The organism is Desulfatitalea tepidiphila, assembly GCF_001293685.1.
GTDB lineage: Bacteria > Desulfobacterota > Desulfobacteria > Desulfobacterales > Desulfosarcinaceae > Desulfatitalea > Desulfatitalea tepidiphila.
Genome location: NZ_BCAG01000003.1, coordinates 192,749 through 217,194 on the forward strand (window position 1 = coordinate 192,749; position 24,446 = coordinate 217,194).

The following is a 24,446-nucleotide window of genomic DNA, read 5'->3' on the forward strand; positions in this document are numbered from 1 at the left end:
CTCTTCTCCTTTTTTCCAGAAACGGCACTGCTCGATAATTGCGGCGCTGCTATGCGGGCCGTTTGGTGATGCTCAAACAGATGCATTCATCGACGAAGCGGACGTCGAACGCGAAGCCGGGCATCGCGTTGAGCAGCAGTACCAGGTTGTCCTTGATGAACGGGTCCTTGAGCGTGACGTCGAGGTGCGTACCGATCGGCATCTGCTCCAATTGCTGATTGCATTTCAAGATGCTAATCGGCCAGGGAACATCGACAAGGCTTAACTGGATGGTTTCTCCATTGCCCTCATGACCGCTCGGTTCGTTCACGCAGGCCGTCCGTTCATACATCCCGTTCATCCAAACACACTCGTGGTGAAACGGTTAAAAGATCGTCTTGGGTGCTATCTCAAAATGCATGCCAGGCCATGCGAATTGTGTAGATTTTTATCTGTCTGTAATCATGAAGGGAATTGGCTGATAAACGGGTTTGCGTTTTGAGTGTTTAAATGGTAGTCTAACATTTGTTTAAATTCACAACATGTGTTTAAGCATTCAAATTATCATCTTCTTATCGGAATGGCGGAGATGAAAGACATCGAGATCAACCGATACTGGGGCAGGGTGATCGATACCCTCAACGATGCCCTCCTGATTATCAGCAAAGAGGGCCGGATTCTGGCGGCCAACCGCTCTTTCGAAGAGATGACCGGCTATACGGCCCGGGAGATTACCGGCCAGTCGTGTCGCCTGCTCAAGTGCGACGCCTGCGAGAAGGCCATCAAAGACGACGGTCAGGGCTGGTGCACCCTGTTCGAGCAACCCCGTTCCGATATTCGCAAGTGCCGCTGTGAAATCGTCAAAAAGGACGGCACGGCCATGCCGGTGCTGAAGAATGCCTCGGTGCTCTATGACGAAGATGGCTCGATAATGGGGGCGGTGGAGACGTTGACGGATATCAGCGAACTCGATCGCCTGGACAAGCGCGTGGCCTTCTTATCCCGCCAGCTCGACGAGACCGACGGGTACTGCGGCATCATCGGTCGCTCGCCCCAAATGCAAAAGGTCTTCGGCATCATCGAAAAAGCGGCCCGCAGCGATGCCCCGGTGATCATTCTGGGGGAATCGGGCACCGGCAAGGAGCTGGTGGCGCGGGCGATCCACGACCGCGGATTCCGCTCCCAAGGGGCTTACGTACAGGTCAACTGTGCGGCCCTGAACGCCTCCTTACTGGAGAGCGAACTCTTCGGCCATGTCAAAGGGTCGTTCACAGGCGCCTTTCGCGACCGCAAGGGACGCTTCGAAAGTGCCGACGGAGGAGACCTCTTTCTGGACGAGATCGGGGATATCCCCCTCTCCGTCCAGATCAAATTGCTGCGCGCTTTGGAAACCAAGCAGTTCGAGCGGGTGGGAGACGATCGCCCGGTGGCGGTCGATGTCCGCATCATCACGGCCACCAATAAAGATTTACACGCCCTCATTGCCCAGGGCGCCTTTCGGCAGGATCTCTATTTTCGCATCAACGTCATCCCCATCCATCTGCCGCCGCTGCGGGAGAGAAGAGAAGATATTCCGTTGTTGGTGGAGACCTTTATGCAGCGGTTGAAATCCAAGACCGGAAAACCCATCAGCGGTATCCGTAAAGAAGCCATGGACAGCCTGATGCGCTACGCGTTCCCCGGCAATGTGCGGGAACTGAAAAGCGTCCTGCAATATGCGTTTACCCTTGCCGAAAAGGGGCCTCTCGAAATCTCGCACCTTCCGCCGCAGATGTTCGCCGCCGATGCACCGGCCGTGGGCGCACCTCTTCCCGGCAGCCATCGGGAACTGAGGGAGCGGCAGGAATTGATCGATGCCCTGCAGGCCACCGGCGGAAATCAGACCCGGGCCGCACAGCTTTTGGGCATCAACCGCGTGACGGTGTGGAACCGCATGCGCAAATATGGGCTCGACCTGAAAAGGGAGTTGACCGCCACTCCCGCCGGGCCCACCTGATGGCCTGGTGCGGGCCTGTCACCGACATCGGGGGAGGCCACCATTCGTGTATGGGCACCGAACAGCAGCTTATGGCGGAGATGCTTGATCTTGAACATGGCGATTTTCCCTGCTGGACAATCCTTCCAGGAAGGCCAGTACATTTTTTCCCAGCACATCGTCATTGTAGCCCCCTTCCAGAAGCCCGTAGCAGCCGCCTTTGTTCCGTTCGGCCGCCGCGCGGACCCACTCCCCCATGGTGCGGTAATCGGCCGTGGTGAGCAGTCCGCCCCAGTCCTGGACATGGTTGTCGAACCCGGCGGAGACGGCGATGACATCGGCCGCCGTGGCATCCAGGGTGCGTCGCACCTGATCTAGATAAGTCAATCGATGGTGGGATTCGGGGTTGAGAATGTCGACCCAGGTTTGGTCTCCGAGGATGTTGGCGGTGCCGTCGCCGTAGTGCAGGTCGAAATCCAGGATCAATGCGGAGCCGATGCGGCCCGAGGCGCGCAGGTGAAAGAGCGAGACGGCCATGTTGTTGAAAAAGCAAAATCCCCAGCAGCTGTCGGCCGAGGCGTGATGTCCCGGCGGCCGGATCAAGGCGAAACTCGGTTCCTGCATGCCGGCACGTGCGGCCTGGATCGCCCCTCCGGCCGCCAGGGCGGCGATATCGTACAATCCCCGGCCGCGAATATCGGCGATGTGGCTTGCAGGGTGTGCGGCGCGCAGGTCCTCTTCGGTGGCCGGCTCGCATGTTCGAATGTCCACATACGGCGCGACGGTCTCGATGATCGCTTCCATTCGGCCGGCCGAGGCTGCGGGATCGCTGGTGTAAACCCGGTAGAAGTCGTTATGAAAATAGACGTTCATCATCGTGTGCCGGCCCTGGCGTTCACTTGGACGCATGGCATGTTTTAAACCCGATGCTAACGTATTTGTTGTCAACCATCAAGGTTTGAGGGCACCGTAAAGAGTCCGGCCGGTTTCCCACCGATGCCATATTTTTTCATACGCTTCCAGATGGTGACGCGGCTGACGCCCAGCAAACGGGCCGCCTCGGACTGGTTGCCACCGGTTTTGCGCAGGACGGTGAGCAGCGCCTCGCGCCCCTCCATGCATGCCGAATCCTGTGCACAGTTTCCGGGTATCGAGGTATGGCCGTGGAGGATCTTGGGTGGCAAATGGTTCAAACCAATCCCGCCGCTCTGACACAGAACGAATGCGTATTCGATGGCGTTCCGAAGTTCGCGGACGTTCCCGGGCCATTCATAGATCGAAAGTTGTTCCAGGGCCTCGGGCGTCAGACCGAGAATCCGTTTGCCGCTGCTGATCGCATTGCGCCGGATGAAACTCTGTGCGATCAGCGGGATGTCTTCGCGTCTATCCGCCAGGGACGGGCATTTCAACGGAAAGACATTGATTCGGAAGAAAAGGTCCTCCCGGAACAAGCCTTCGTCAATGAGTGCCTCGAGATTTTTATGGGTGGCGGTGACGATGCGCACGTCGACGTCCACGGGGCGGTTGTCACCCACCCGTTCGATTCGTTTGTCTTCCAGGACCCGCAGTAGTTTGATCTGGATCGACGGCGGGATGTCGCCGATCTCATCGAGAAACAGGGTGCCGCCGTGGGCCGCTTCGAACCGTCCCACGCGAGCCCGTTCCGCTCCTGTATAGGCGCCCTTCACGTGGCCGAAGAGCTCGCTCTCCAGTAGATTTTCATTCAACGCCGCGCAGTTGACCTTGATATAGGGTTTTTCTTTGCGGGCGCTGGCCTGGTGGATGGCCCGGGCCACCAACTCTTTGCCCGTCCCGCTTTCCCCCATGATCATCACCGGCGTATTGGACTGGGCGACATTCTCGATGGTTTCGAACAGGTTGAGCATGACGTCTGTCTTGCCCAGAATGCCGTGGTAGCCTTCGTCCAGGTGGAAGGTCTTTCGCAGGTTACTGATCTCCTGCTGCTGGCGCACCTTCTCGGTAATATCGGTCAGGGTTTCCACCGCACCGATCATGTCACCGTTTTCGTCACGCAATACGGTGGCGCTTTTGACGATGTGGACCGTATGGCGGTCCTTATGGGTGATCAGGCATTTTTTTGCCTTGATGGCGCCTTTGCTGAAAAGGCCACACCAATCGGCGCCGCGGCCTTTGCCGATGATCTTGCAGCCGGTGCAGTTGAGAATACGGCAGGAGCGGCCGACCAACTCGCTCGTCGTGTAGCCGGTGACACGCTCGGCCGCCGGATTGGCGGCCATGATCTGGCCTTGGGCGTCCACGACGAGAAGTCCATCCTGCAGGGTGTCCACGATGGTTTTCCAGTATTTGGCGATATCCATGTGTGCTCCAGTGTTAACCTTAACGAGTTAATATGTTAATTTGTTAAGCTAACAAATGTTAACATTAACATATTTGAGGCATATTGCAAGCATTCGATTAAAAAATAAAAATTAGAATAAACAATTACTTAAATGTAAAACGGGCCTCCTCCGACGCCTGGCACATGCGTTGCTAATTGCTTGGAGTCAGTCCTTGATCAACTGAATAATTGCAAAGGGGGGAGGGGACATGAGATTGCATTTGAGGGGGTGGACAAGGGCGGTTGTCACCATTACCGGAATTTTGTTCCTCTTGGGCATGACGCTGCCCACCGCCGGCATCGCCCAGGACGATGTCGATGCGCTGCAGAAAAAGCTGGACCAGATGACCCGTGAGATGGAAGCGGTTCGCAAAAAGATCGACGAGATGGAGAAAAAGAGTCAGGAAAAAGAAGAGGCGATCGACGAGATCGACGACCGCCTCAACAAGGCGGAGCTGCATACGGCCACCGACAAGCTCTCCTTCGGTGTCGAGCTCAGGACCCGGGGCGACAGCCTGCACTATACCGATATTCAGATGGCCCCGGCCGCATTGACAAATATGTTTTTCGCTGATTATCCAGCCGGATTCAACGGCGCCACCCTGGCCCAGGCCCAGGCCGCCATGGCCGCCATGGCCGCCGGCGGCATGATTCCTCCCACCGAGAAGTACGACGCGGACAACGACATCATCCTCACCAACAAGTTCCGCCTCAACATGTTCGCCAAAGTGAGCGACGAGCTGAGTTTCACCGGCCGCCTGGCCGCATACAAGGTGTTCGGCGACAGTACCGAGGTGAAGGTGAACCAGGGCAGCCTGGGGGATGTGACCCTGGACGGCAACACCTCCAGTCTGCCGCACGGCGACACCATCCGCCTGGAGCGCGCCTATTTCAACTACAAATTCGATCTCGGGCCCGTGCCCACCAACTTTTCGCTGGGCCGGCGCCCTTCGACGGAGGGCCCGCCGCTCGAATACCAGAACTACTCTCTTGAGGGCGGATCGCCGCTGGCCACGATCATCAACTGGCAGTTCGACGGTGCCTCCTATACCATGGGGCTTGAAGATCTCACCGGGATACCCGGAGCGGCATTCAAATTGTGTTACGGTGTGGGATTCGAAGGCGATTGGGGCAACACTTACGCCCTGAATGCCCAGCAACCCGATGTGGACGATGTGCACATGTTCGGTTTTATCGCCGACCTGTTCAACAACGGCTCTACGAGCGCCGTGCTCAACTACGCCCACGCCTGGGACATCACCGACGGCTTCACCGGTCTGAGCGTCATGCCCTTCATCGTGAGCAAGAGCGGCGATCAGTACTTTTTTACGCCCAACAGTGGAGGCTATATCAGCCGCCTGCAACCCTCCACCGAGATCGGCGACTGGGATGCGCTTTCCCTGCTGCTGCGCACCAATCTGTCCGAACGCTTCGACAAGGACATCGACCTGTTCCTGTCCGGATCCTGGAGCCATACCAGCCCCTCGCGGACGTCAACGAACCCCTACTATGAACTCATGGGCATGGGGCTGCTCAATTCCAATGGGGAATTGGAGTCCCGCGACGGCTATATGGTCTATTTGGGAGCCGTATTCCCCATGCCGTGGCGCGGCCGCTTCGGAGTGGAATACAATTACGGCACCAAATACTGGTTCAACTTCACCGGTGCGGAAGATTCCCTGGTAGGCAGCAAGCTGGCTGTGCGCGGTCACGTCTATGAGGCTTACTGGCACCAGCCGATTTACAAGGAATACTTCTTTGCAACCCTGGGCGGACGCTACTACGACTATGAATACAGCGGCAGCGGCAATCCTTTAGGCAAACCGGTCAAAATCGATGATCTCACTTCCCTGAACGCATTGACGCCGGTCATCGATGAAGTGTGGGATGTCTACTTATCGCTCACCTTGCGCTATTGATCACAGGGGCGCGGCGAAAATGAGAATCAAGAATGGCGCAGCGGGAGGGAAACGGTTGATAAAGGCGGCCGTGATCATCAGAGACCCAGACCAACAGTACGAAGGGCTGCGCACCTGCATCGGGTTGCTTCTGGAAAACATCGAGGTTCAGATGTTTGTCCTGCACCATGAAATCGTCGCAATGGACGATGCCTATCGGGACAATATGGCATTCGTCGACGAAATGAAGGGCGAGCGCTATTCGAACCATTCAGGCAATGTGGAAGATTATGGATTCCGGCATGTCACGCTGAGCGAATTGGCAAGGAAAATCAATACCGCCGACGTGATTATCCCGTTTTGAGAAAGCGCCGGTCTGGAGATTGATTCATGAGGATATTGCACCTGCTCAGGTCCGAGCCGGACGGCACCGTGGAGAAAATCACCGATGTCATGTCGGAGGACAATACGACCACGGTGGTGTCGCTCTACGAAGAAGCGGTCGACTGGTCGGCGCTGGTCGATCAGATTTTCGAAAACGACCGGGTGATTTGCTGGTGGTAGGTATCCGCCGATGGGAGGTTTGACATGGCAGATCATCTGGGGATTCTCGTCAGCTCGGATCGTCATCTGGACTATGTGGTCCATATGACCAGGGCCGCCCATGCCAAGGGCAAGCAGATCAGCCTCTTTTTTACGGGCAGGGGAGTGCTGCTGACGTTGGCCCCCCAGTTCGGCGAGTTGGTCGCCAAAGCCAGGCTGGCCGTTTGTGACATCAGCTTCAGAGAATACGGTTTGCCGGACCGAATGGCTGAGATTCCCGGCGTGGAGCGAGTGGAATTCACAACACAGGCCAGACATGCGCAGATCCTTTCGGAATCCGATCGTTACCTGGTGTTCTGAAATGAAAGAAAAAGATCGTTCAACCATACCTGATTCAAAGGAAATAGAAGGAGGAACCATGTTCAAGAAGTCCATTATCACAATTGTCGCTTTCACTTTTCTTTTCGCAACCGCGGGCATCACCCTGGCTCTGGAGAAGGGCAACGACCGCAAAGGCAAGTATACCTATCGCAAAGTCTATAAAGCCTGCATGGAGCGAGGCGAGGTGGATTCAGACAAACCGCCCATCAGCCCCGATGCCAAAACCCAGGCCCAATGGACCCGAACCTTCGACAAAAAAGATTTCGCGGAATTCGGCTGCAAGCAGGAGTGGGACAGTCTGTCCGAAGAGGACTTGATGGACATATACGCCTATCTGCATAACCATGCGGCCGATTCACCCACTCCGGCCAAGTGCAAATAGCGGGTGGTGACGTCGGGATAACGGGCGGCATGAGTCGAGTGCTGCGTGCCGCCTTATTTTCACTCGTTTTTCTCATATCATGGAGGTCTTGAATGAAGGCGAACCGTATTTTTTCGATGCTGCTTATCGTTGCGCTTGCGGGCGCTCTTTTATCCGGCTGCGCCGGCCATCAGGCCGCAGCCCCGGCCGAGTCCGCTTTTAAACCTTTCCACGACGTTGTGGACATGGCCTTTGTCGAGCAGCATGTCACCATTCCCATGGCCGAGAACGTGATGCTCATCGACTCGCGTCCCTACAAGCCGAAATATATCGAAGGCCACATTCCCATGGCGGTAAGCATTCCCGACAGCCAGTTCGCCAAGATGACCGACAAGCTGCCGGCCGACAAGAATGCCCTTCTTATTTTCTACTGCGGCGGTTTGAAGTGCGCCCTGAGCCACAAGAGCGCTGCCAAGGCCGAGGCCTTGGGCTATAAAAACGTGAAGGTGTTTGCAGAGGGCTACCCTAAGTGGATGTCGGTCAAGTCGCACTACCCTTCGGTATCGGCCGAATGGGTCAAGAGCCAGATGGACAAAGGAACCGATATGGTGCTCGTGGACTCGCGCCCCAAACGGAAACAATATGACCAGGGGCATATTCCCTCGGCCATCAGCATTCCCGACATGCAGTTCGATGAGCATAAAGGGCAGCTCCCGCCGGACAAGAATAAACTGCTCGTGTTCTACTGCGGCGGCCTGCACTGCACACTGAGCCACAAGAGCGCGGCCAAGGCTATCACCATGGGCTATACCAACGTGAAGGTGTTCGCCGAGGGGTATCCGGCCTGGGTGGCATACGCCGGTAAGCCCGCAGCAACGGCCAAGACCACCGCGGTGAAAGCCGGTCAGGAGGAGGGCAGCATCGACCACGACGAGTTCCGCCGGATCCTTGCCGAGGCGCCCGAATCGATCCTGCTGGTGGATGTCCGCGATGCGGAAGAGTACAAGCGGGGCACATTGAAGTCGGCCATCAACATTCCCGTGGATGAACTGGAAGGTAAAATCAAGACCCTGCCGAGCGATAAACCGGTCGTCTTCATCTGCGGCACCGGCGCCCGCAGCGGTGAATCTTTCTACATGGTTCAAGACTTGCGTCCGGAGCTCAAAAACGTATATTATCTGGATGGCGAATTGACCATCGGCAAGGATGGCAGCTACACCATCAAAAAGCCGCAATAGGTGCCTATCTCCATGTCAACCCACAAAAGGGGGAAACCATGAAGCCAAGTCTGAGGAGCCTTGCCGTTGTGCCCGCAACACTGCTCCTTTTCATGATCATCGTGCTTTGCTTGCCTCCGGCCTACGCTGCAACCGAACCGGCCCAGGACCAGGCGCCGGGCCGGACCATGGCGCAGCAGGCCACCAAAGAGAAGAATCTCTGGATTACGGTCGACCATTCCCGCATCGAGGCGCTTCAAAAGGACTTCCGTTCGGGACTGGAAGTGACTCAGGCGTGCCTCTCCTGCCATACAGAGGCCGCCGACCAGATCCACAAGACCATCCACTGGACCTGGCAAGCCTACCAGACCGAGGATGGCAGCGTCCACGGCAAAGGCGGCGACTCGATTAACAACTTCTGCATCTCGGCCAACAAGATGCAGGACAAAGGATGCCTGAGCTGCCATCCGGGCTGGGGTAATGAAACCAAAACCATCAACTGCCTGAACTGCCACAGCAACAAGACGATGAATTGGGTCGAGGCGTTCGAGGACCTCTCCGCTTTCGCCGATTCCGACGATCCTGGGGAAAAGGAGATTGCCGATGAACTGCGCACCAATCTTCTGGCGTCGGTTCAGGCCGTGGTCCGGCCCCAGCGCCAGAACTGCGGCGAGTGCCATTTCAAAGGCGGGGGCGGCGACGGCGTAAAACACGGAGACCTGGACACCTCCTTGACCAATCCCAACAAAGCCCTCGATGTCCACATGGCGGTGGAAGGCCGCAATTTCGAGTGCACGCGCTGCCACACCACCATTCTGCACAACATCGCCGGCCGGGTTTACACCAAGCCGGCGGCAACGGATCGCAAGAGCCTGATCGACGATGACCTGGCGCCTAAGATTACCTGCGAATCGTGCCATACCAGCAAGCCGCATGCGGCCGACTCCAAAGCCAACGATCATACGGACAAGGTGGCCTGCCAGAGCTGTCACATCCCCAAGTTCGCCCGGGTGAATCCCACCAAGATGTCCTGGGACTGGTCCCAGGCCGGCAAGACCAAGGATGGCAAGCCTTACAAGACCCAGGACGAATTCGGCAAGGACAGCTACCTGTCGATCAAGGGGCAGATGCGCTGGGACAAGAACGTTCAGCCGGAATACTTCTGGTACAACGGCTCCATCAGCAGCGTGACGGTAAAGGACAAGATCGATCCCGGCACGGTGGTTCAGGTGAGCCACCCGGTTGGCTCCCGTGACGATGCCAACGCGCGCATCTTTCCCTTCAAGGTGCACGAAGGCCGGCAGCCATACGACAAAGTCCATAAGACGCTGTTGGGCCCTATGCTTTCCGGTCCTGACGGCTATTGGAAGACCCTGGACTGGCAGCACGCCATTTCGAAGGGGCAGGAGGCCCTGCAGGTTCCCTATTCCGGTGAATTCGATTTCGTGGATACCACCTATGTCTTCCCCATCACCCACATGGTGGCCCCCAAGGGGCAGGCCGTTTCGTGCGAGGAGTGCCACGTGCGCACGGACGGCCGGCTGGCCAAGCTGACCGGCTTTTACATGCCCGGCCGCGATCGCTTCTCGCCGCTGGACGCCATGGGATGGATCGTGGTGCTGGGCAGCCTGGTGGGAGTCTGTCTGCATGGACTGACCCGCATGTTCACCGGCGGCAGGAAGGAGGACAAGTAGCATGGAACGCGTCAAAAAAATCAATATGTACCTGTATACCCGTTACGAGCGCTTCTGGCACTGGCTTCAGATGCTGCTCATCGTTCTGCTGTTGGTGACCGGACTGGAGGTGCACGGCAGTTTCATGCTCCTCGGTTTTGAAAGGGCCGTGGAAATACACAACTTCGCCGGGATCACCTGGCTTATCGCCTTTTCCTTTTTCATCTTCTGGATTTTCACCACGGGTGAATGGCGTCAATACATCCCCACGACCCGCAAGATGTTCCAGGTGATTCGGTATTACAGCTACGGCATCTTCAGGGGCGAAAGCCACCCGGTACCCAAACGCAAGGAGGCCAAGCACAACCCTCTCCAGCGATTGGTCTACCTCTCCCTGGCGGCTTTTTTACTGCCCGTTCAGATGGTGTCTGGTTTGCTCTACTGGCTGTACAACGACTGGCAGGCCTGGGGACTAACCGGTCTTTCCCTGAATCCGGTGGTTCTGATCCACACTGCCGGGGCCTTCGCCATCTTTTCCTTCATCATCGTACACGTCTATATGACCACCACCGGCCACACGGTTAGCGCTCACGTGCGTGCCATGATCACCGGCTGGGAAGAGGTGGAGGAGGGTGAGGTGCAAGAGTGGGAAAAGTCCGTTAGGCGCACACCGGCTCCAAGATAGACGGCCGTCAGGCCGGCTGAAGGATAGCACCACCGATCAATTGAGAGCAACGCCCCGGAACCGTTGTGAACGGATCCGGGGTTTTTTTATCTTTTCGATCCTGCCTTCCATCTCAGGCGCCGGCTGTATTCCAACCCGAGCAGATAGGTCGTGGCCGCAGCATATCCCATGACAGTGCCCCAGGCCACCCCCAAGGTGTCGTAGGCCGCCGCCACGATCAACACATAGACGAGCAGCGATTGCAGACCGCGCGGCACGTTTTTGATGATCGTGCGCACGTGATCCGGGTGGTAGGTGAAATGGATGATCACCAGGAGAGGCAGTACCGTGCTGGGAAAGGCCGAAAAGAGTCCGGCCCACCGCGTGCCGACGACCTTTGCGATCGTGGTGATAGTCAGGATCACCAGGGCGGCGAAGGCGGCCCGGATCAAGGTCACGCGGAAGCGCAGACGATTTCTGTCGAGGATCGGCACTTCGGCGATGGCCCTGAAAGCCCACACGGCCAGGGCAATGCTCGCCGCCGCGATGAGCGCGGCCCCTCCTGCGCCGATGGGCAACCGGGTGAGAACCCAGGCTGCCCCGCCATAGGCGGCCAGGGCTGTCGAAACCGAGATGCCGATGGCGGCCGCGCGGCCTTGGTTGCGCGCCCAGCTCAGGCCCACCAGATAGCCGGCCACGAAAGCCACAGTGGCCGACAGGCCGGCGGCCGTGAAAACCGCGCTGCGGGCGGCGAAGCCGGGTCCGATCTCGATACCGATGAAAAAGAGGGTGATGGCCGCCCCCATGGGAAAGCCGGAGATGATGCCGGCCATGCGCGGCCCGGCCCGCTCGGCGATGATGCTCAGCACCACCACGAAGAGGACGGACACCGCGATCTTGATGAGAGCAAACAGGCCGAACCCGATCATGGTGCGTACAACCCGGCCTTGATCGGCAGATAGAGGGACAAAATCGGCAGCAGGGAGAGGATCAGCAGTACGATGACGTCCATGACCACGTACGGTATGGCCTCCTTGGCCACCACGTCGATGTCGCTGTGGATCAGGTTGGCCGCGGTGAACAGGTTGACGCCCACCGGCGGCGTGGCCTGGCCGATGGCCAGGGCGGCGATGAAGATCACCCCGAACCAGACCGGATCGATGCCAAAGGCCTTGAGCACCGGGATCAGGATGGGCATCAGCAGATAGGAGATGCTGATGGCGTCGAGCACCATGCCCAGGGCCAGCAGCAGCAGGTCCACCAGAACGATCATCACCACGGCGTTGGGAGACATGCTCACGATCAGTTCGGCCGTCCGGTCGATCACACCGATGACCGAGGCCGTCCAGGTGAAGATGCCGGCAAAGACCACGATGAACATGATCACCGAACTGGTGACCGCCGCACTGACCAGCATGTCGATCATGTCGCGCCAGTGGATCGAGTGGTAGATGAAGACGGCCACGAAGAGGCTGTAAAAGACGGCCACCACGGCCGCCTCGGTGGGCGTGAAGATGCCCGAGTAGATTCCGCCCAGGATGACCACCGGCGCCAGCAGGGCCCAGATCGACTTTTTCAAGGCCTGCCAAAGTTCGCCGGCACTGCCGCGGCCTTCGGTGCCGCAATAGCCTCGCCGCTTGGATATCAGGTAGGCCACCAGCACCGTACCGGCACCGGTGAGCAATCCGGGGACCACGCCGGCCATAAACAGCGCACTGACCGATACGCTGGTGATGTTGCCATAGATGATGAAGGCGATGCTGGGCGGGATGATGATCGACAGATCCGAGGCGTTGGCGATGGTGGCCCCGGCAAAGCTTTTGTCATAGCCATGCCGGATCATGGGGGCCAGCAGGATCATGCCCACCGCCGCCGTGGTGGCCGGGCCCGATCCGGAAAGCGCCCCCCAGAAGATGCAGGTCATCACCGCCACCATGGCCAGCCCGCCCGTGCTTTTGCCGACGAGCAGTTCAAAAAAGCGGGCGATGGTGGCCGCCAGACCGGCGCGGTCGAGAATCACGCCGGCCAGTACAAAAAAAGGAATGGCCAGCAGCGGAAACGAGGCGATGCCCGAAGCGAAGTTGACCCCCAGCATCTCGATACCCAGGTCGAACTGGTAGATCGTCACCACCCCGGCCACTCCCAGGGAGATGCCAATGGGCACACCCAGCACCATGAGTACGAGGAAGACCGAGCTGATCAGTGCAATTTCCATCAGGCCGCCTCCCGGTCCATTTCGGCCAACCGATTGACAGCGCCCCGGTAGATGCCCCTGAAGACGAAGATCGAGAAGAGCGGTACGCCGGCGTAATAGAGCCAGACGGGTATGCCCAGCGATGCACTGGTGGCCTTGAAAAAGGTGATCTCGTCGTAGATGGCCTGGATCATGTAGCCGCAGACCAGGATGAAGAGCAGGGCGCCCAGCAGCGCGCTGAAGACCACCAGCCGACGTCGCATTTCCCGGGGAAAGAGATTGAAGAAGGTGACCATGCCCAGGTGCGCGCCCCGTTCAAAGGCGATGCCCGTGCCCACCACCGTCATCCAGACGAAGAGGTTGATGGTGATCTCTTCGGTGGCGCCGATGGAGAAGTTGACGAAATAGCGGCTCAGCACATTGACGAAGGCGATCAGGGCCATGGCCATGAGCAGAATCGCCACGATCCAGTAGTCCAGGCGAATCGGTTCGGGCTTTTGCACGTCCGCTCCTCTCACCGGGCCATATCGGCTTTTGCCTTGGCCACCAGGTCGGCGCCGATCTCCTGGGTCCATTTTTCCAAGACCGGACGGGTGGCTTCGGCAAACGCTTTGACCTGGCCGTCGTCGAGGAAAGTGACGGTCATGCCCTTGGATTCCATGAATTGAACGGGATTGGGTACCTCCATCTCGTAGTTGAATTCCTTTTTGAGAATGCCGATCGATTTCTCTCCGTCCAGGCCGGCCCGGCAGAGAGCGATTTCAAAACGCCCCGATGCCTCGGCCGCTTCCAAAATGGCCTTCTGGATGTCGGCCGGGAAGGCCTGCCACTGCTTCTGGTTCCAGTAGATCACCAACGGGTCGACCAGGTAGTTCCACATGGTGGCATATTGATGATACTGCCAGATCTGCACAGGCACCAGCACGCCGACCGGATTCTCCTGGCCGTCGACCACCCCCTGCTGGAAGGCGGTCTGGGCATCGCCCCAGTTCATGTTCACCGGGTCGGCACCGAGCTGGCGGAAGGTTTCCATGAACAGCGGGTTGCCCACCACGCGGATCCGCAGGCCCTTGAGATCTTCGGGGGTCTGGATGGGGCGCTTGCTGTTGGTCACCTGGCGGAAACCGTTTTCCGCCCATGCCAGGGGCTGAAGCCCTTTTTGGGTCATGGCGTCGAAGACCGCCCGGCCGGACTGGCCGGCCTTCATTTTGTCCAGGTTGTCGAAGGAGTTGATGAAAAACGGCAGATGGAACACATTGGCTTCGCCGATCACCGGTGAGATGTTGATGGTCGATTCGTAGGCGCAGTCGATGACCCCCTTGGCCACCATCTGGGCGCAGTTGAGTTGGGCCCCCTTGAGCAGCGAGCTGCCGAAATAGGGTTTGATATGGATCCGGCCCCCGGTTTTCTCCTTGACCAGGTCGGCGAACTTGCTCGCGCCAATTCCCCAGTAAAAGGATGGGCCCACATTGACCTGCAGCTTGTATTCCCTTTTGAAGTCGGCGCCGCTGCCCGCCGGTGCCATGGAGAAAATGCCCGCCAGGACCACGCATGCCCATGCAAACACTTTTCGTACACCTGTCCAAGCATCTGATGATGTCATCGAAATCTCCTTTGGTTGATGGGTACGGTTAGCACATAAGAAGGATGATACGGCCTGCAATCCGGTCCCCATAGTGCTGCAGGCAAAACGGTCCGTCAAGGTGATTTTGAGGATCCACCAACACGATTGCCATGAGTTGCGGCTAAAGTTTCCCCCGATCGTGCCAATGAAGATCATCAGGTAATTCCGCCGGTGTATGGCGCCCGGGATTGGACTTGGTGGGCTATGGCGTGGACACAAACCTGTTCTGAATGCATCCTTATGTTTTGATAAGGAAAACGCTTGATAAAGGATTGAAGCATGAAAAAATTGAAGATCAATACCATTAGAAACAAGATCCTGGTGCCCATTATCGGATTGATCGTTGTCGGGATGGGACTGACTGCAGCCGTTTCCTATTTCCGATCGAGCCAGGCGCTCGAGGAGGTTCTGACACAGAATCTCAACCAGCACGCGGATTCAATCGCCACGATTCTGCAATCCTGGATCAAGGACCGCAAGCTCGATTTGACCACGTGGAGCGAGCAGCAGCTTTACGCCAGCGCGGTCAAGGACACATTCATGGGCAAGGCCGCCAGAAAATCGGCCGACATCCAGCTGGCGAAACTGAAGGAGCAATACGGCTACTACGAGGACATCAACCTGGCCGACACCGCCGGCAACATCGTGGCCTCTTCGAACACGGAACTTCCAGGCAAATTCAAGGTCGATGACCGGGATTACTTTCAGGCGGCCATGAAGGGCACGTTGGGGATCGGCGAGGTGACCCGCAGCCGCCAGACCGGACAACCGGTTTTTGCATTGGCGGCACCGATCGAGGAGAAGGGGGCCGTCATCGGTGTGGTGTTCAGCGTCGTGGACGTGTCGGCCTTCAACAAGGCCTTCGTGGATACGATCAAGGTCGGTCAAAGCGGGTACGCCTTTATGTACAAGCAGGACGGTGTCGTCATTGCCCACCCCGAAAAGGCCAATATCCTCAAACTCGATTTGAACGATTTCGATTTCGGCAAAAAAATGCTGGCCGGCAAATCGGGTATGCTCGAGTACACATTCGAGGGCGTCACCAAGCGAACCGCGTATAAACCCATCGAGGGGTTGGGGTGGACCGTCGTCGTGGGTGTGCCCACCGATGAGTTCATGGCCGCTGCATACGAATTGGGCCGTTTGAATCTCATCATCACCGGGGTGGTCCTCCTGGTGGCCACGATTTTGATTTTCATGGTGGTCAACACGATTGCCGTAAAACTCAACCAGGTCGTCCATGGGTTGCAGGACGCGGCCGAAGGGGAGGGTGATCTGACCAAGAGGCTGGCGGTCAAGAGCCATGATGAGGTGGGCGAGTTGGCCCGCTGGTTCAATGCCTTCGTTGAAAAGATTCAGGGCATCGTCCGCGAAATGGCCCAGCACGCCGCACGAATCAATGACGCGTCCGGCAGTCTGGCCGGTATTTCCGAGCAGATGAATGCCGGCGCCGAGCAGACTTCCGCCAAGGCCACCACAGTGGCCGCCGCCAGCGAGGAGATGAGCGCCAACATCACATCGGTCGCCGCCGCCATGGAGCAGGCCGCCAGCAACATCAATGTGGTGGCGGCCGCCACGGAAGAGATGACGGCCACCATTCGGGAGATCGGTCAGAGCACCGAAAAGGCCCGCAATATAACGGAAGAGGCGGTCGGACAGACGGCCAAGGCTTCGGAACAGGTCGGCGAGTTGGGCAGCGCCGCCCAGGAGATCGGCAAGGTGGTCGAGGCCATCACCGACATCTCCGAGCAGGTCAATCTGCTGGCCCTCAATGCCACCATCGAAGCCGCCCGGGCCGGTGAGGCCGGCAAGGGGTTTGCCGTCGTGGCCAATGAGATCAAGGAACTGGCCCGCCAGACATCGGAGGCGACGCTGGCGATCAAACAGCGTGTGGAGAGCATTCAGCGTTCAACCGGAGGCACCGTTGCCGAGATTGAAAACATCACCCGGGTAGTCAAAAGCGTCAACGAAGTGGTCACCACCATCGCCAGCGCCGTGGAGGAGCAGTCCACCACCACGGGTGAGATCGCCGGCAACATCGCCCAGGCCTCCCAGGGCATCGGTGAAGTCAGCGAAAACATCGCCCAGAGTTCGTCGGTGGCCTCGGATATCGCCGGAGATATCGCCGAGGTGACCCAGGCGGCCGGAGAGATGTCCAACAGCAGCTCTCAGGTCAATTTGAGTTCCGGCGAGTTGGCCAAGTTGGCCGAAGAGCTCAATGCCCTGGTGAACCGTTTCAAGGTGTGATGGCGCGATATTACCGCGACGAACAGCCCTTCACCCCCGATAGAGGTTGACAAGTGCGCAACACAGACCATTTATTATTGAATTATCAATTTGGAGGAACGTTAATCGCATGTCGTAGACCGGCAAAAGGACGGTGAAGGCCCTTTCGGGTTCCACGGGGAGGTCATCATGTTCCAGGAAAATGAACTGCTCATGCTCCTGCTGGGGGTGGGGGCGTTGGTTCTTGTGCACGGCAACTATGCCAAGCTGAAAAGATACGAGGCCGCTTATCTTTTTATCTGGGCCTTTGCCTTCATGCTGATCGGATGGCTGCTGACCATTTTCGAAGGGTTTTTCATATATTCGATCTTTAACTTTTTCGAACACCTCAGCTACCTGGCCGGCACCATCTTTCTCGCCTGTTGGATCTGGTGCATCACCCGTCCTCGGGAAGAGGGACGATCCCCATGATCGCCTTCCTCGATGCCATTGCCTGCCTGGCCTCCTCCGCTGCCCTGCTTTTTTTCTTCATCGGTTTCAAACGCCTGCCTCTGACCAAGGATTCCCGCTATCTGCTGGCCGGTTTTCTTATTTTATTGACCGCATACCATTTCAGCCTGTTCATGGAATGGCGGCATGCGGGAACCGGCAACCGCTTCGACCGCATCGAAAATTTTATCGGCACCTTGACGCCCATCGCCTGGTTTCTGATGATCTACTGCCTGGTCAAGGAGGTGACCACCCGCGAGCTGCACGAAAGCGAACAGAAGCTGCGGGCTTTTCTCGATCACCACTTCGAGTTCTCCGGCATTATTGACCCCGAGGGCCGTCTCGTTCTGGCAAACAAAACAGCTCTGGACTTTATCGAAGCGCGGCTCGAGGACGTGGTCGGCACGCTGTTATGGGAGACGCCCTGGGCGCAGGGCAATGAGGCATTTCAAGCCGAATTGAAAAGCTGTTTTCAAAAGGCCGCACAGGGGCAGTTCGCCCGTTTCGACGCCCAAATTCTCAATTACCGGAAAAAGCAGAGCCACATCGATGTCTCGATCAATCCCTTCCTGGACGCCTCGGGTAAGCTGCAGTGGCTGGTGGTCGAGGCGCGCGATATCACCCGGCTTCGCAAGGCCCAGGCCCTGGCCGAGGAGACGCTCCATCTCTCCAAAACCATTTTGTTCAAAGTGGACCTCGCATCGCGCCGGTTCGAATATGTCAGCCCGTATATCGAGACGGTTACCGGCTTTCCGGCCGACCGCTTCATCGAAGGCGGACCGGCATGGGTTGCAGAAAGAGTTCACCCCGATGACCTTGAAAAATTCAATTGCATCAGCCGGGACATTTTTCGCCACAAGCCGGGCGACACCTCGGACCGAAACTACCAGTTGCGGTTCATGGGCATGAACGGCAGCTACGACTGGTACCGGGCCAGGATGACCATCCGTTTCAATGTGCAGGGCCGGCCGGCGGCTGTCGTCGGGAGCATCGAATCGATCACCGAACAGAAGCATGCCGAGAAGATCCTGCGCCATTATGAGCAGATCGTCTCCCACACCGGTGACCTGCTGGCACTGGTGGATACGGATTGTGTCTATCAGGCGGTGAGCAACTCCTATCACAGCTTTTTCGGGAAATCGGCTGACCAGCTCATTGGCCGAACTATCGCCGCGGCCGTTGGCGAAGACCATTTTGCCAGGGTCACCCGACCCATGGCCGAGCGTTGCCTCGGCGGTGAGGAGGTCCACTATCAGACCTGGATCACCCTGCGGGGTGGCGAGCAGCGCTGTCTGGACGTCAACTATTTCCCTTATATCGATCCTGAAAAACAGGCTATCGCCGGTTTTGTGGTCAGTGCCAGGGACGTCACCGTCAATCAGCGCCTCGAGGAGCAGCTGCGCCAAGCGCACAAGATGGAGGCCATCGGCACTCTGGCCGGTGGTATCGCCCATGATTTCAACAATATTCTTTCAGCCATCATGGGCTACTCGGAATTGGGACTCTCGCCGCACGAAACAGTTGACGCCCTGCGGGCCTACATGGGCAAAATCCAACAGGCCGGGCGGCGCGCCGGCGACCTGGTCCGCCAGATTCTGACCTTCAGCCGCCAGTCCAGCCAGGAGGTCGATGTTCTGCATCTCAAGCCCCTGATCAAAGAGGCGTTGAAATTCATCCGTGCCTCGCTGCCGGCGACCATCGCCATTCGCCAGGAGCTGCTCTCCGACGGCCGGGTGCTGGCCGATCCCACCCAGATTCATCAGATCGTCATGAACCTGGCCGCCAATGCCGGCTATGCCATGAGGGAGAAAGGCGGGATCCTGACGGTCAGGGTCGAGGATTCCCAGGTGGACGAGGCCTTTGCCGCCCATCATGTGGATCTTTCGGCCGGCGCTTACGTGCGGTTGCGGATATCGGACACCGGAACCGGCATGCCGTCCCACGTCATCGATCGCATCTTCGATCCCTTCTACACGACCAAACCCAAGGACGAAGGCACCGGACTGGGGTTGTCGGTGGTCCACGGCATCGTCAAAAACGCGAAGGGTGCCGTTGCGGTGGAGAGCTCGCCGGGCAAGGGAACCACCTTCGATATCTATCTGCCCAAAATGTCGGGTGAGTCCCAGACCCGACGCGACGAGCGTTTCGAGGAGTTGCCCGGCGGGAGCGAGCGGGTCCTCTTCGTCGATGACGAGGCGCCGCTCGTGGAGATCGGCAAAAGAACGCTCGAAAAGCTGGGCTATCGCGTGACCGGCCATTCGAGCAGCATCGCAGCATTGACCTGCTTCGAACACCGCAAAGAGGATTTCGACCTGGTGATCACCGATCTGACCATGCCCGATCTCACCGGCGACAAGTTGGCCGCGGCCATCTTGAACATCCGACCGGATATGCCGATTATCGTGGCCACGGGTTTCAGCAAGGGCATGTCCGCAGAGGAGTTGACCGCGTTGGGCATCCGAAAGGTGATTTTCAAGCCCATCGTGAGAAACGAGATCGCCGAAGCGATCCGCGAGGTTCTGGGAGGTTCTGGCTCAGGTATAGATCAACCAGCGTATCCCATAGGCGAGAAGAAGGGTCGAAAGCAGACCGCCACACCACAGGGCTGCGAACCAGAGCCATTGCCTGCGTCGACTAGTAGTGGATGTCATGGGAGCTCTTGCCCCTGAAAATATAGTAGCAATAGGCCGTATAGCCCAGTATCACCGGCAGCAGGACGACCGTGCCCACGATCAGCAGGGATTGGGATTGGGGTGCGGCAGCCGCCTGCCGGAAGGTCACCTCGAACGGCACCAGCCAGGGCCACATGCTCACGCCCAGCCCGATATAATTCATGAGAAAGACGCCCTGGACCAGGAAGAAGGGGCGGTTTTCATGGTTGCGGTGCAGATCCCGCCAGAGCAGGATAAAAAGGACCACACACGATAACGGCATGATTTGCAGGTAGAGAAAATTGGGCAGGCTGAACCATAGCGCCCGGATCTGGGGGTTCATGATCGGCATGCCGATGCTGACCAGGACCATGAAAAAGGCCACGTAACCGATCAGATAGACGGCGCAGCGGCGTGCCCAATCCTGGGTGATGTCTTCGGTTTTCATGATGAGCCAAGCGGCGCCCAGCAGGGCGTAGCCGAAGACGAGGGCCAGGCCGGTCATGACGCTGAAGGCGCTCAGCCAGGCCAGCGGTTCGCCCGAAAACGCGCGGCCCTGGACCGAGACGCCCTGTACGAAGCCGCCCAGGATGGTGCCCTGGGCAAAAGCGGCTGCCAGGGAGCCGAAATGGAAGGTATAGTCCCAGAGGCGTCGGGACGGTCCATGGGCCTTGAAGCGGAACTCAAAGGAAACGCCACGAAGAATCAAGCCAAGCAGCATGATGATCACCGGCATGTAGAACGCCGGCATCAGGATGGCGTAGGCCAACGGAAACGCCGCGAACAATCCGCCGCCGCCGAGCACCAGCCAGGTCTCGTTGCCGTCCCAGAACGGCGCCACGGACCCCATCATGCGGTCGCGGCATTTGTCCGACGGCGCGAAGGGGAAGAGAATACCAATGCCTAGGTCAAAGCCGTCCAGAAGGACATAAAGAAAGATGGCCGTGGCAATCAGACCGTACCAGACGAGGGGCAGGTCGATGAAAGTGTCGAGATTGAACATGATTTTCTCCTGATGCGGAAGGCTTGTGGTTCGGCGGAAGCGCCGCGCATGGAATCACTCCGAGGCCAGGCGGCCCACAAGGGCCGGCCTTCCCTGCTTTCGGCCATCGTCCTTTTCGCTGGTGTCCGCGTCCGGTCCCTTGCGGATCAGCCCGATGATGTAATAGACCCCCGCGCCGAAGACCAGCAGGTAGACGGCGACAAAGGCCAGCAGCGAGAGTCCGACCTGAATGCCTCCCACCGGGGAGACCGCTTCGGCCGTGCGCATCACGTTGGAGACGATATAGGGCTGACGGCCGATCTCGGTGACGAACCATCCGGCCAGCACGGCAATGAAGCCTGACGGCGTCAATGCCAAGCACCAGATTTGAAACCAGCGGGTTTCGAACAGGCGTTTTTTGAAGTGCAGCACGGCCCCAAAGAGTCCGGTGAGGATCATGAGGACCCCGATGCCTACCATGATCCGAAACGACCAGAAGACCCAGAGCACCGGGGGGCGTTCCTCCCTGGGCCACTCTTTGAGGCCCTTGACCTCTCCATCGAGGCTGTGGGTGAGAATCAGGCTGGACATCTTGGGCAGCTCAATGGCGTATCGGGTCTCTTCGGCTGCCTCGTCCGGCCAGCCGAACAGCACCAGGGGCGCGCCGCGCTGGGTATCCCACAACCCCTCCATGGCCGATACCTTCACCGGCTGGTGTTCGAGGGTATTGAGGCCGTGCATGTCCCCCACGAGCAGCTGCGTCGGTGCCACGAAAGCCGCCATCAACATGGCCATGCCGAGCATGATGCGGGCGTGTTGGACGAATTGTCTGCGCAAAAGATAGAAAGCGCCGACCCCACCGACCACGAAGGCCGTGGTCAGGTAGGCCGCAATGGTCATGTGGACGAATCGGTGGGGAAACGAGGGGTTGAAGATAATGTCGATCCAGTTGGTCGGGTAGAAAAGGCCGTCCGCTCCGATGCGGAATCCCCGGGGGGTCTGCATCCAGCTGTTGGCGGAGAGAATCCAGAAGGCGGAGATCAGCGTACCCACGGCCACGATGATCGTGGCGGCAAAGTGCATTCGGGGGCTGACCCGTTGCCATCCGAACAGCATGACGCCCAGAAAAGAGGCTTCCAGAAAGAAGGCGGTCAGCACCTCGTAACCGAGCAGCGGTCCGAGGATGTTGCCCGTCCGGTCGGAAAACACCGACCAGTTGGTGCCGAACTGGTAGGAGAGCACCACACCGGAAACCACCCCCATGCCGAAGGTGACGGCGAAGATCTTGACCCACATGCGGTAGATCTCCCGGTAGAGCGGGTTTCCGGTCTTTAGCCAGCGCCACTCCACCACCGCCAGCCAGCTGGCAAGGCCGATGGTAAAGGCGGGAAAAAGGATGTGAAACGATACCGTGAAGGCGAATTGGATGCGGGCCAACAGGGTTGGGTCGAGGTGATCGAACATCTCTTGCTCGCTGTCGTTTGTGGACAAACCATTGTGCGAGTCGGCTTGCCGTGTTGGTAAAGCCACAGGCATTCCTGCCGGCCACCTGCGGCAGGGTGCCTGCGTATAAGAAAACACGATAATGTTTACGGCCTGCCTGTCAAGGCGGGGTCGGCATAGGCGCAAACCGTCATGCAGTTGAAAATTGAACCGGATCAAGGTGATCCGGCCTATTTTCTTGAACTTTGGCGTCGCTGACCGTATAGTGCCCACGCCTTTGGATCGTCGAAGGCCTTGCTCGACCGTTCGACGATACGGCAAAAGATGACAACGACCGTATGGAAAGGAGAAGCCATGTTGGGGTTTTCTCAAAGCTTGCCCGCCATCATGTGGTTCGTGGCGGGTTTGGTGCTGATTCTCATGGAGTTTGCCGTTCCCGGCGTGATCCTGGTCTTCTTCGGTGTCGGTGCCTGGGTCGTTACCGTGTTCGTCTATTTCGATCTGTTGACGACGCTGACCTCGCAGCTTCTGGTGTTCAGCGTGGCGTCCCTGGTCTTGCTGATCGGGTTGCGAAAGTGGGTGCGGGACAAGTTTTACGGTCACATTACCGGCGCGCAGGATCTGTCCCATAACCTGGATGATTTTGTCGGTCACAAGGTGGTGGCCCTGACCGATGTGACGCCCGGGCGATCCGACGGGCGGGTCGAGTTCAAGGGCAGTGACTGGCAGGCCGTATCCGACCAGGTGATTAAAAAGGGCGAAACCGCCACCATCGTCCGAAACGATGGCTTGACGCTTATCATCGAAAAATAAATCGGGAGGAACAAACGCATGGGTTCTGGTTTGAGTTTTGGGTTGGTCGTCTCCATCGGCATCGTCATTCTCATCGTGGTCACGATTTTCAAGACCGCGCGCATCGTGCCCCAGAAATCGGCCTTCATCATCGAACGGCTGGGGAAATACTCAAGGACATTGGACGCTGGGTTTCACATCCTGTTTCCTTTTCTGGACAGTGTGGCCTACAAGCACTCCCTGAAGGAGATGGCCGTGGATGTGCCTTCCCAGATCTGCATCACCAAGGACAACATCGCCGTGGAGGTGGACGGCGTGCTCTATATGCAGGTGGTGGATCCGGTCAAGGCGAGCTATGGCATCGAAGACTTTCTCTATGCGGCCACCCAGCTGGCCCAGACCACGATGCGTTCCGAGATCGGCAAGATCGATCTGGACAAGACCTTCGAAGAACGGGTGGCCATCAACAGCGCCATCATCCAGGCCGTGGACAAGGCCTCTGATCCATGGGGGGTGAAGATCACCCGTTATGAAATCAAAAACATCAATCCGCCGCCGACCGTGACCGACGCACTGGAAAAGCAGATGCGCGCGGAACGTGCAAAGCGTGCGGCTATCGCCGAGTCCGAAGGGCAGCGGCAGGCCGTGATCAATGTGGCCGAAGGTGAAAAGCAGGAAGCGATCATGAGGTCCGAAGGCGAGAAGATGAAGCGCATCAACGAGGCCGAAGGCCGCGCCAAAGAGATCATGCTGGTGGCCCAGGCCACGGCCAAGGGGATTCAGATGATTGCCGAGGCCATCGAAACGCCGGGCGGCGACAGGGCCGTCAACCTGCGCATAGCCGAGCAGTACATCAAGGAGTTCGGCAACCTGGCCCGCACCAACAACACCATGATCATTCCCCAGAACATGAACGACATCACCGGCCTGATCGCCACGGCGACCAGCGTTATCGCAAAGACCGGCGAGGGAAACCAGCGATCGTCCGAATAGTG

At 58.1% G+C, this 24,446-nt stretch carries 23 protein-coding genes; 14 read left to right on the top strand and 9 right to left on the bottom strand.

The genetic code is table 11. The features are described from left to right. Positions 1 to 49: 49 nt before the first annotated feature. On the bottom strand, positions 50 to 340 hold the full coding sequence (locus tag DFT_RS05485; protein WP_054030244.1) for a hypothetical protein: 291 nt from the start codon (positions 338 to 340) through the stop codon (positions 50 to 52). A 228-nt stretch (positions 341 to 568) separates the two neighbouring features. On the opposite strand from DFT_RS05485, the gene DFT_RS05490 reads away from it, so the two are divergent. Then, a complete protein-coding gene (locus tag DFT_RS05490) occupies positions 569 to 1,975 on the top strand; it encodes a sigma-54 interaction domain-containing protein (RefSeq protein WP_054030245.1) in 1,407 nt (468 codons plus the stop codon). A 69-nt stretch (positions 1,976 to 2,044) separates the two neighbouring features. Here DFT_RS05490 and DFT_RS05495 read toward each other — a convergent pair whose 3' ends face one another. Beyond that, positions 2,045 to 2,863, bottom strand: coding sequence for an arginase family protein (locus DFT_RS05495; RefSeq protein WP_235506176.1), 819 nt, complete (start codon positions 2,861 to 2,863; stop codon positions 2,045 to 2,047). Between the two features lie 35 nt (positions 2,864 to 2,898). Further along, positions 2,899 to 4,293 carry a sigma-54 interaction domain-containing protein gene (locus DFT_RS05500; RefSeq protein WP_054030246.1) on the bottom strand — a complete coding sequence of 465 codons (1,395 nt, stop codon included), beginning with the start codon at positions 4,291 to 4,293 and terminating at the stop codon, positions 2,899 to 2,901. A gap of 229 nt (positions 4,294 to 4,522) precedes the next feature. Between DFT_RS05500 and DFT_RS05505 the strand changes: the two genes are divergently transcribed. From DFT_RS05505 to DFT_RS05535, 8 genes are all read left to right on the top strand, one after another. Then, the gene (locus DFT_RS05505; RefSeq protein WP_054030247.1) at positions 4,523 to 6,232 is read left to right on the top strand and encodes a DUF3373 family protein; all 1,710 of its coding nucleotides are present in this window, start codon (positions 4,523 to 4,525) and stop codon (positions 6,230 to 6,232) included. Positions 6,233 to 6,251: 19 nt separating this feature from the next. Next, on the top strand, positions 6,252 to 6,575 hold the full coding sequence (locus DFT_RS05510) for a hypothetical protein (protein ID WP_054030248.1): 324 nt from the start codon (positions 6,252 to 6,254) through the stop codon (positions 6,573 to 6,575). A gap of 26 nt (positions 6,576 to 6,601) precedes the next feature. Then, positions 6,602 to 6,775 carry a hypothetical protein gene (locus DFT_RS26140; protein ID WP_161807082.1) on the top strand — a complete coding sequence of 58 codons (174 nt, stop codon included), beginning with the start codon at positions 6,602 to 6,604 and terminating at the stop codon, positions 6,773 to 6,775. Between the two features lie 24 nt (positions 6,776 to 6,799). Continuing rightward, positions 6,800 to 7,114 carry a DsrE family protein gene (locus DFT_RS05515; protein ID WP_054030249.1) on the top strand — a complete coding sequence of 105 codons (315 nt, stop codon included), beginning with the start codon at positions 6,800 to 6,802 and terminating at the stop codon, positions 7,112 to 7,114. Positions 7,115 to 7,172: 58 nt separating this feature from the next. Beyond that, positions 7,173 to 7,517 carry a hypothetical protein gene (locus tag DFT_RS05520; RefSeq protein WP_054030250.1) on the top strand — a complete coding sequence of 115 codons (345 nt, stop codon included), beginning with the start codon at positions 7,173 to 7,175 and terminating at the stop codon, positions 7,515 to 7,517. Positions 7,518 to 7,609: 92 nt separating this feature from the next. Then, positions 7,610 to 8,734, top strand: coding sequence for a rhodanese-like domain-containing protein (locus DFT_RS05525; protein ID WP_054030251.1), 1,125 nt, complete (start codon positions 7,610 to 7,612; stop codon positions 8,732 to 8,734). A 38-nt stretch (positions 8,735 to 8,772) separates the two neighbouring features. Continuing rightward, a complete protein-coding gene (locus DFT_RS05530) occupies positions 8,773 to 10,407 on the top strand; it encodes a tetrathionate reductase family octaheme c-type cytochrome (protein ID WP_054030252.1) in 1,635 nt (544 codons plus the stop codon). A 1-nt stretch (position 10,408) separates the two neighbouring features. Next, on the top strand, positions 10,409 to 11,071 hold the full coding sequence (locus DFT_RS05535) for a cytochrome b/b6 domain-containing protein (protein WP_054030253.1): 663 nt from the start codon (positions 10,409 to 10,411) through the stop codon (positions 11,069 to 11,071). Positions 11,072 to 11,157: 86 nt separating this feature from the next. Here DFT_RS05535 and DFT_RS05540 read toward each other — a convergent pair whose 3' ends face one another. From DFT_RS05540 to DFT_RS05555, 4 genes are read right to left on the bottom strand one after another with little or no spacing between them, the layout of a single operon-like run. Next, positions 11,158 to 11,979: a hypothetical protein gene (locus tag DFT_RS05540; RefSeq protein WP_054030254.1), complete on the bottom strand. Its 822-nt coding sequence runs from the start codon at positions 11,977 to 11,979 to the stop codon at positions 11,158 to 11,160. Beyond that, positions 11,976 to 13,265 carry a TRAP transporter large permease gene (locus DFT_RS05545; protein ID WP_054030255.1) on the bottom strand — a complete coding sequence of 430 codons (1,290 nt, stop codon included), beginning with the start codon at positions 13,263 to 13,265 and terminating at the stop codon, positions 11,976 to 11,978. Before DFT_RS05545 ends, DFT_RS05540 begins: the two co-directional genes overlap by 4 nt. Next, positions 13,265 to 13,747, bottom strand: coding sequence for a TRAP transporter small permease (locus tag DFT_RS05550; RefSeq protein ID WP_054030256.1), 483 nt, complete (start codon positions 13,745 to 13,747; stop codon positions 13,265 to 13,267). Before DFT_RS05550 ends, DFT_RS05545 begins: the two co-directional genes overlap by 1 nt. Before the next feature lie 11 nt (positions 13,748 to 13,758). Further along, positions 13,759 to 14,847, bottom strand: a complete 1,089-nt coding sequence (locus tag DFT_RS05555; RefSeq protein WP_054030257.1) for a DctP family TRAP transporter solute-binding subunit — start codon at positions 14,845 to 14,847, stop codon at positions 13,759 to 13,761. Between the two features lie 300 nt (positions 14,848 to 15,147). Here DFT_RS05555 and DFT_RS05560 point away from each other — a divergent pair, with 300 nt between their 5' ends. The 3 genes from DFT_RS05560 to DFT_RS05570 all read left to right on the top strand — a co-directional run bounded on the left by DFT_RS05560 (position 15,148) and on the right by DFT_RS05570 (position 20,252). Then, positions 15,148 to 17,115, top strand: coding sequence for a methyl-accepting chemotaxis protein (locus tag DFT_RS05560; RefSeq protein ID WP_054030258.1), 1,968 nt, complete (start codon positions 15,148 to 15,150; stop codon positions 17,113 to 17,115). Positions 17,116 to 17,283: 168 nt separating this feature from the next. Then, complete coding sequence (locus DFT_RS05565; RefSeq protein ID WP_054030259.1) at positions 17,284 to 17,565, top strand: hypothetical protein; 282 nt, start codon at positions 17,284 to 17,286, stop codon at positions 17,563 to 17,565. Further along, positions 17,562 to 20,252, top strand: a complete 2,691-nt coding sequence (locus DFT_RS05570) for a hybrid sensor histidine kinase/response regulator (RefSeq protein WP_054030260.1) — start codon at positions 17,562 to 17,564, stop codon at positions 20,250 to 20,252. The genes DFT_RS05565 and DFT_RS05570 overlap by 4 nt, the downstream gene beginning before the upstream one ends. Here DFT_RS05570 and cydB read toward each other — a convergent pair. Continuing rightward, positions 20,218 to 21,237: a cytochrome d ubiquinol oxidase subunit II gene (cydB, locus tag DFT_RS05575; RefSeq protein ID WP_054030261.1), complete on the bottom strand. Its 1,020-nt coding sequence runs from the start codon at positions 21,235 to 21,237 to the stop codon at positions 20,218 to 20,220. The genes DFT_RS05570 and cydB overlap by 35 nt on opposite strands. 54 nt (positions 21,238 to 21,291) lie before the next feature. Next, positions 21,292 to 22,746, bottom strand: a complete 1,455-nt coding sequence (locus tag DFT_RS05580) for a cytochrome ubiquinol oxidase subunit I (protein WP_305791176.1) — start codon at positions 22,744 to 22,746, stop codon at positions 21,292 to 21,294. A gap of 237 nt (positions 22,747 to 22,983) precedes the next feature. On the opposite strand from DFT_RS05580, the gene DFT_RS05585 reads away from it, so the two are divergent. Continuing rightward, positions 22,984 to 23,472, top strand: coding sequence for an NfeD family protein (locus tag DFT_RS05585; RefSeq protein ID WP_083453349.1), 489 nt, complete (start codon positions 22,984 to 22,986; stop codon positions 23,470 to 23,472). Positions 23,473 to 23,490: 18 nt separating this feature from the next. Beyond that, positions 23,491 to 24,444 carry an SPFH domain-containing protein gene (locus DFT_RS05590; protein WP_054030264.1) on the top strand — a complete coding sequence of 318 codons (954 nt, stop codon included), beginning with the start codon at positions 23,491 to 23,493 and terminating at the stop codon, positions 24,442 to 24,444. The last annotated feature ends 2 nt before the right edge of the window (positions 24,445 to 24,446 follow it).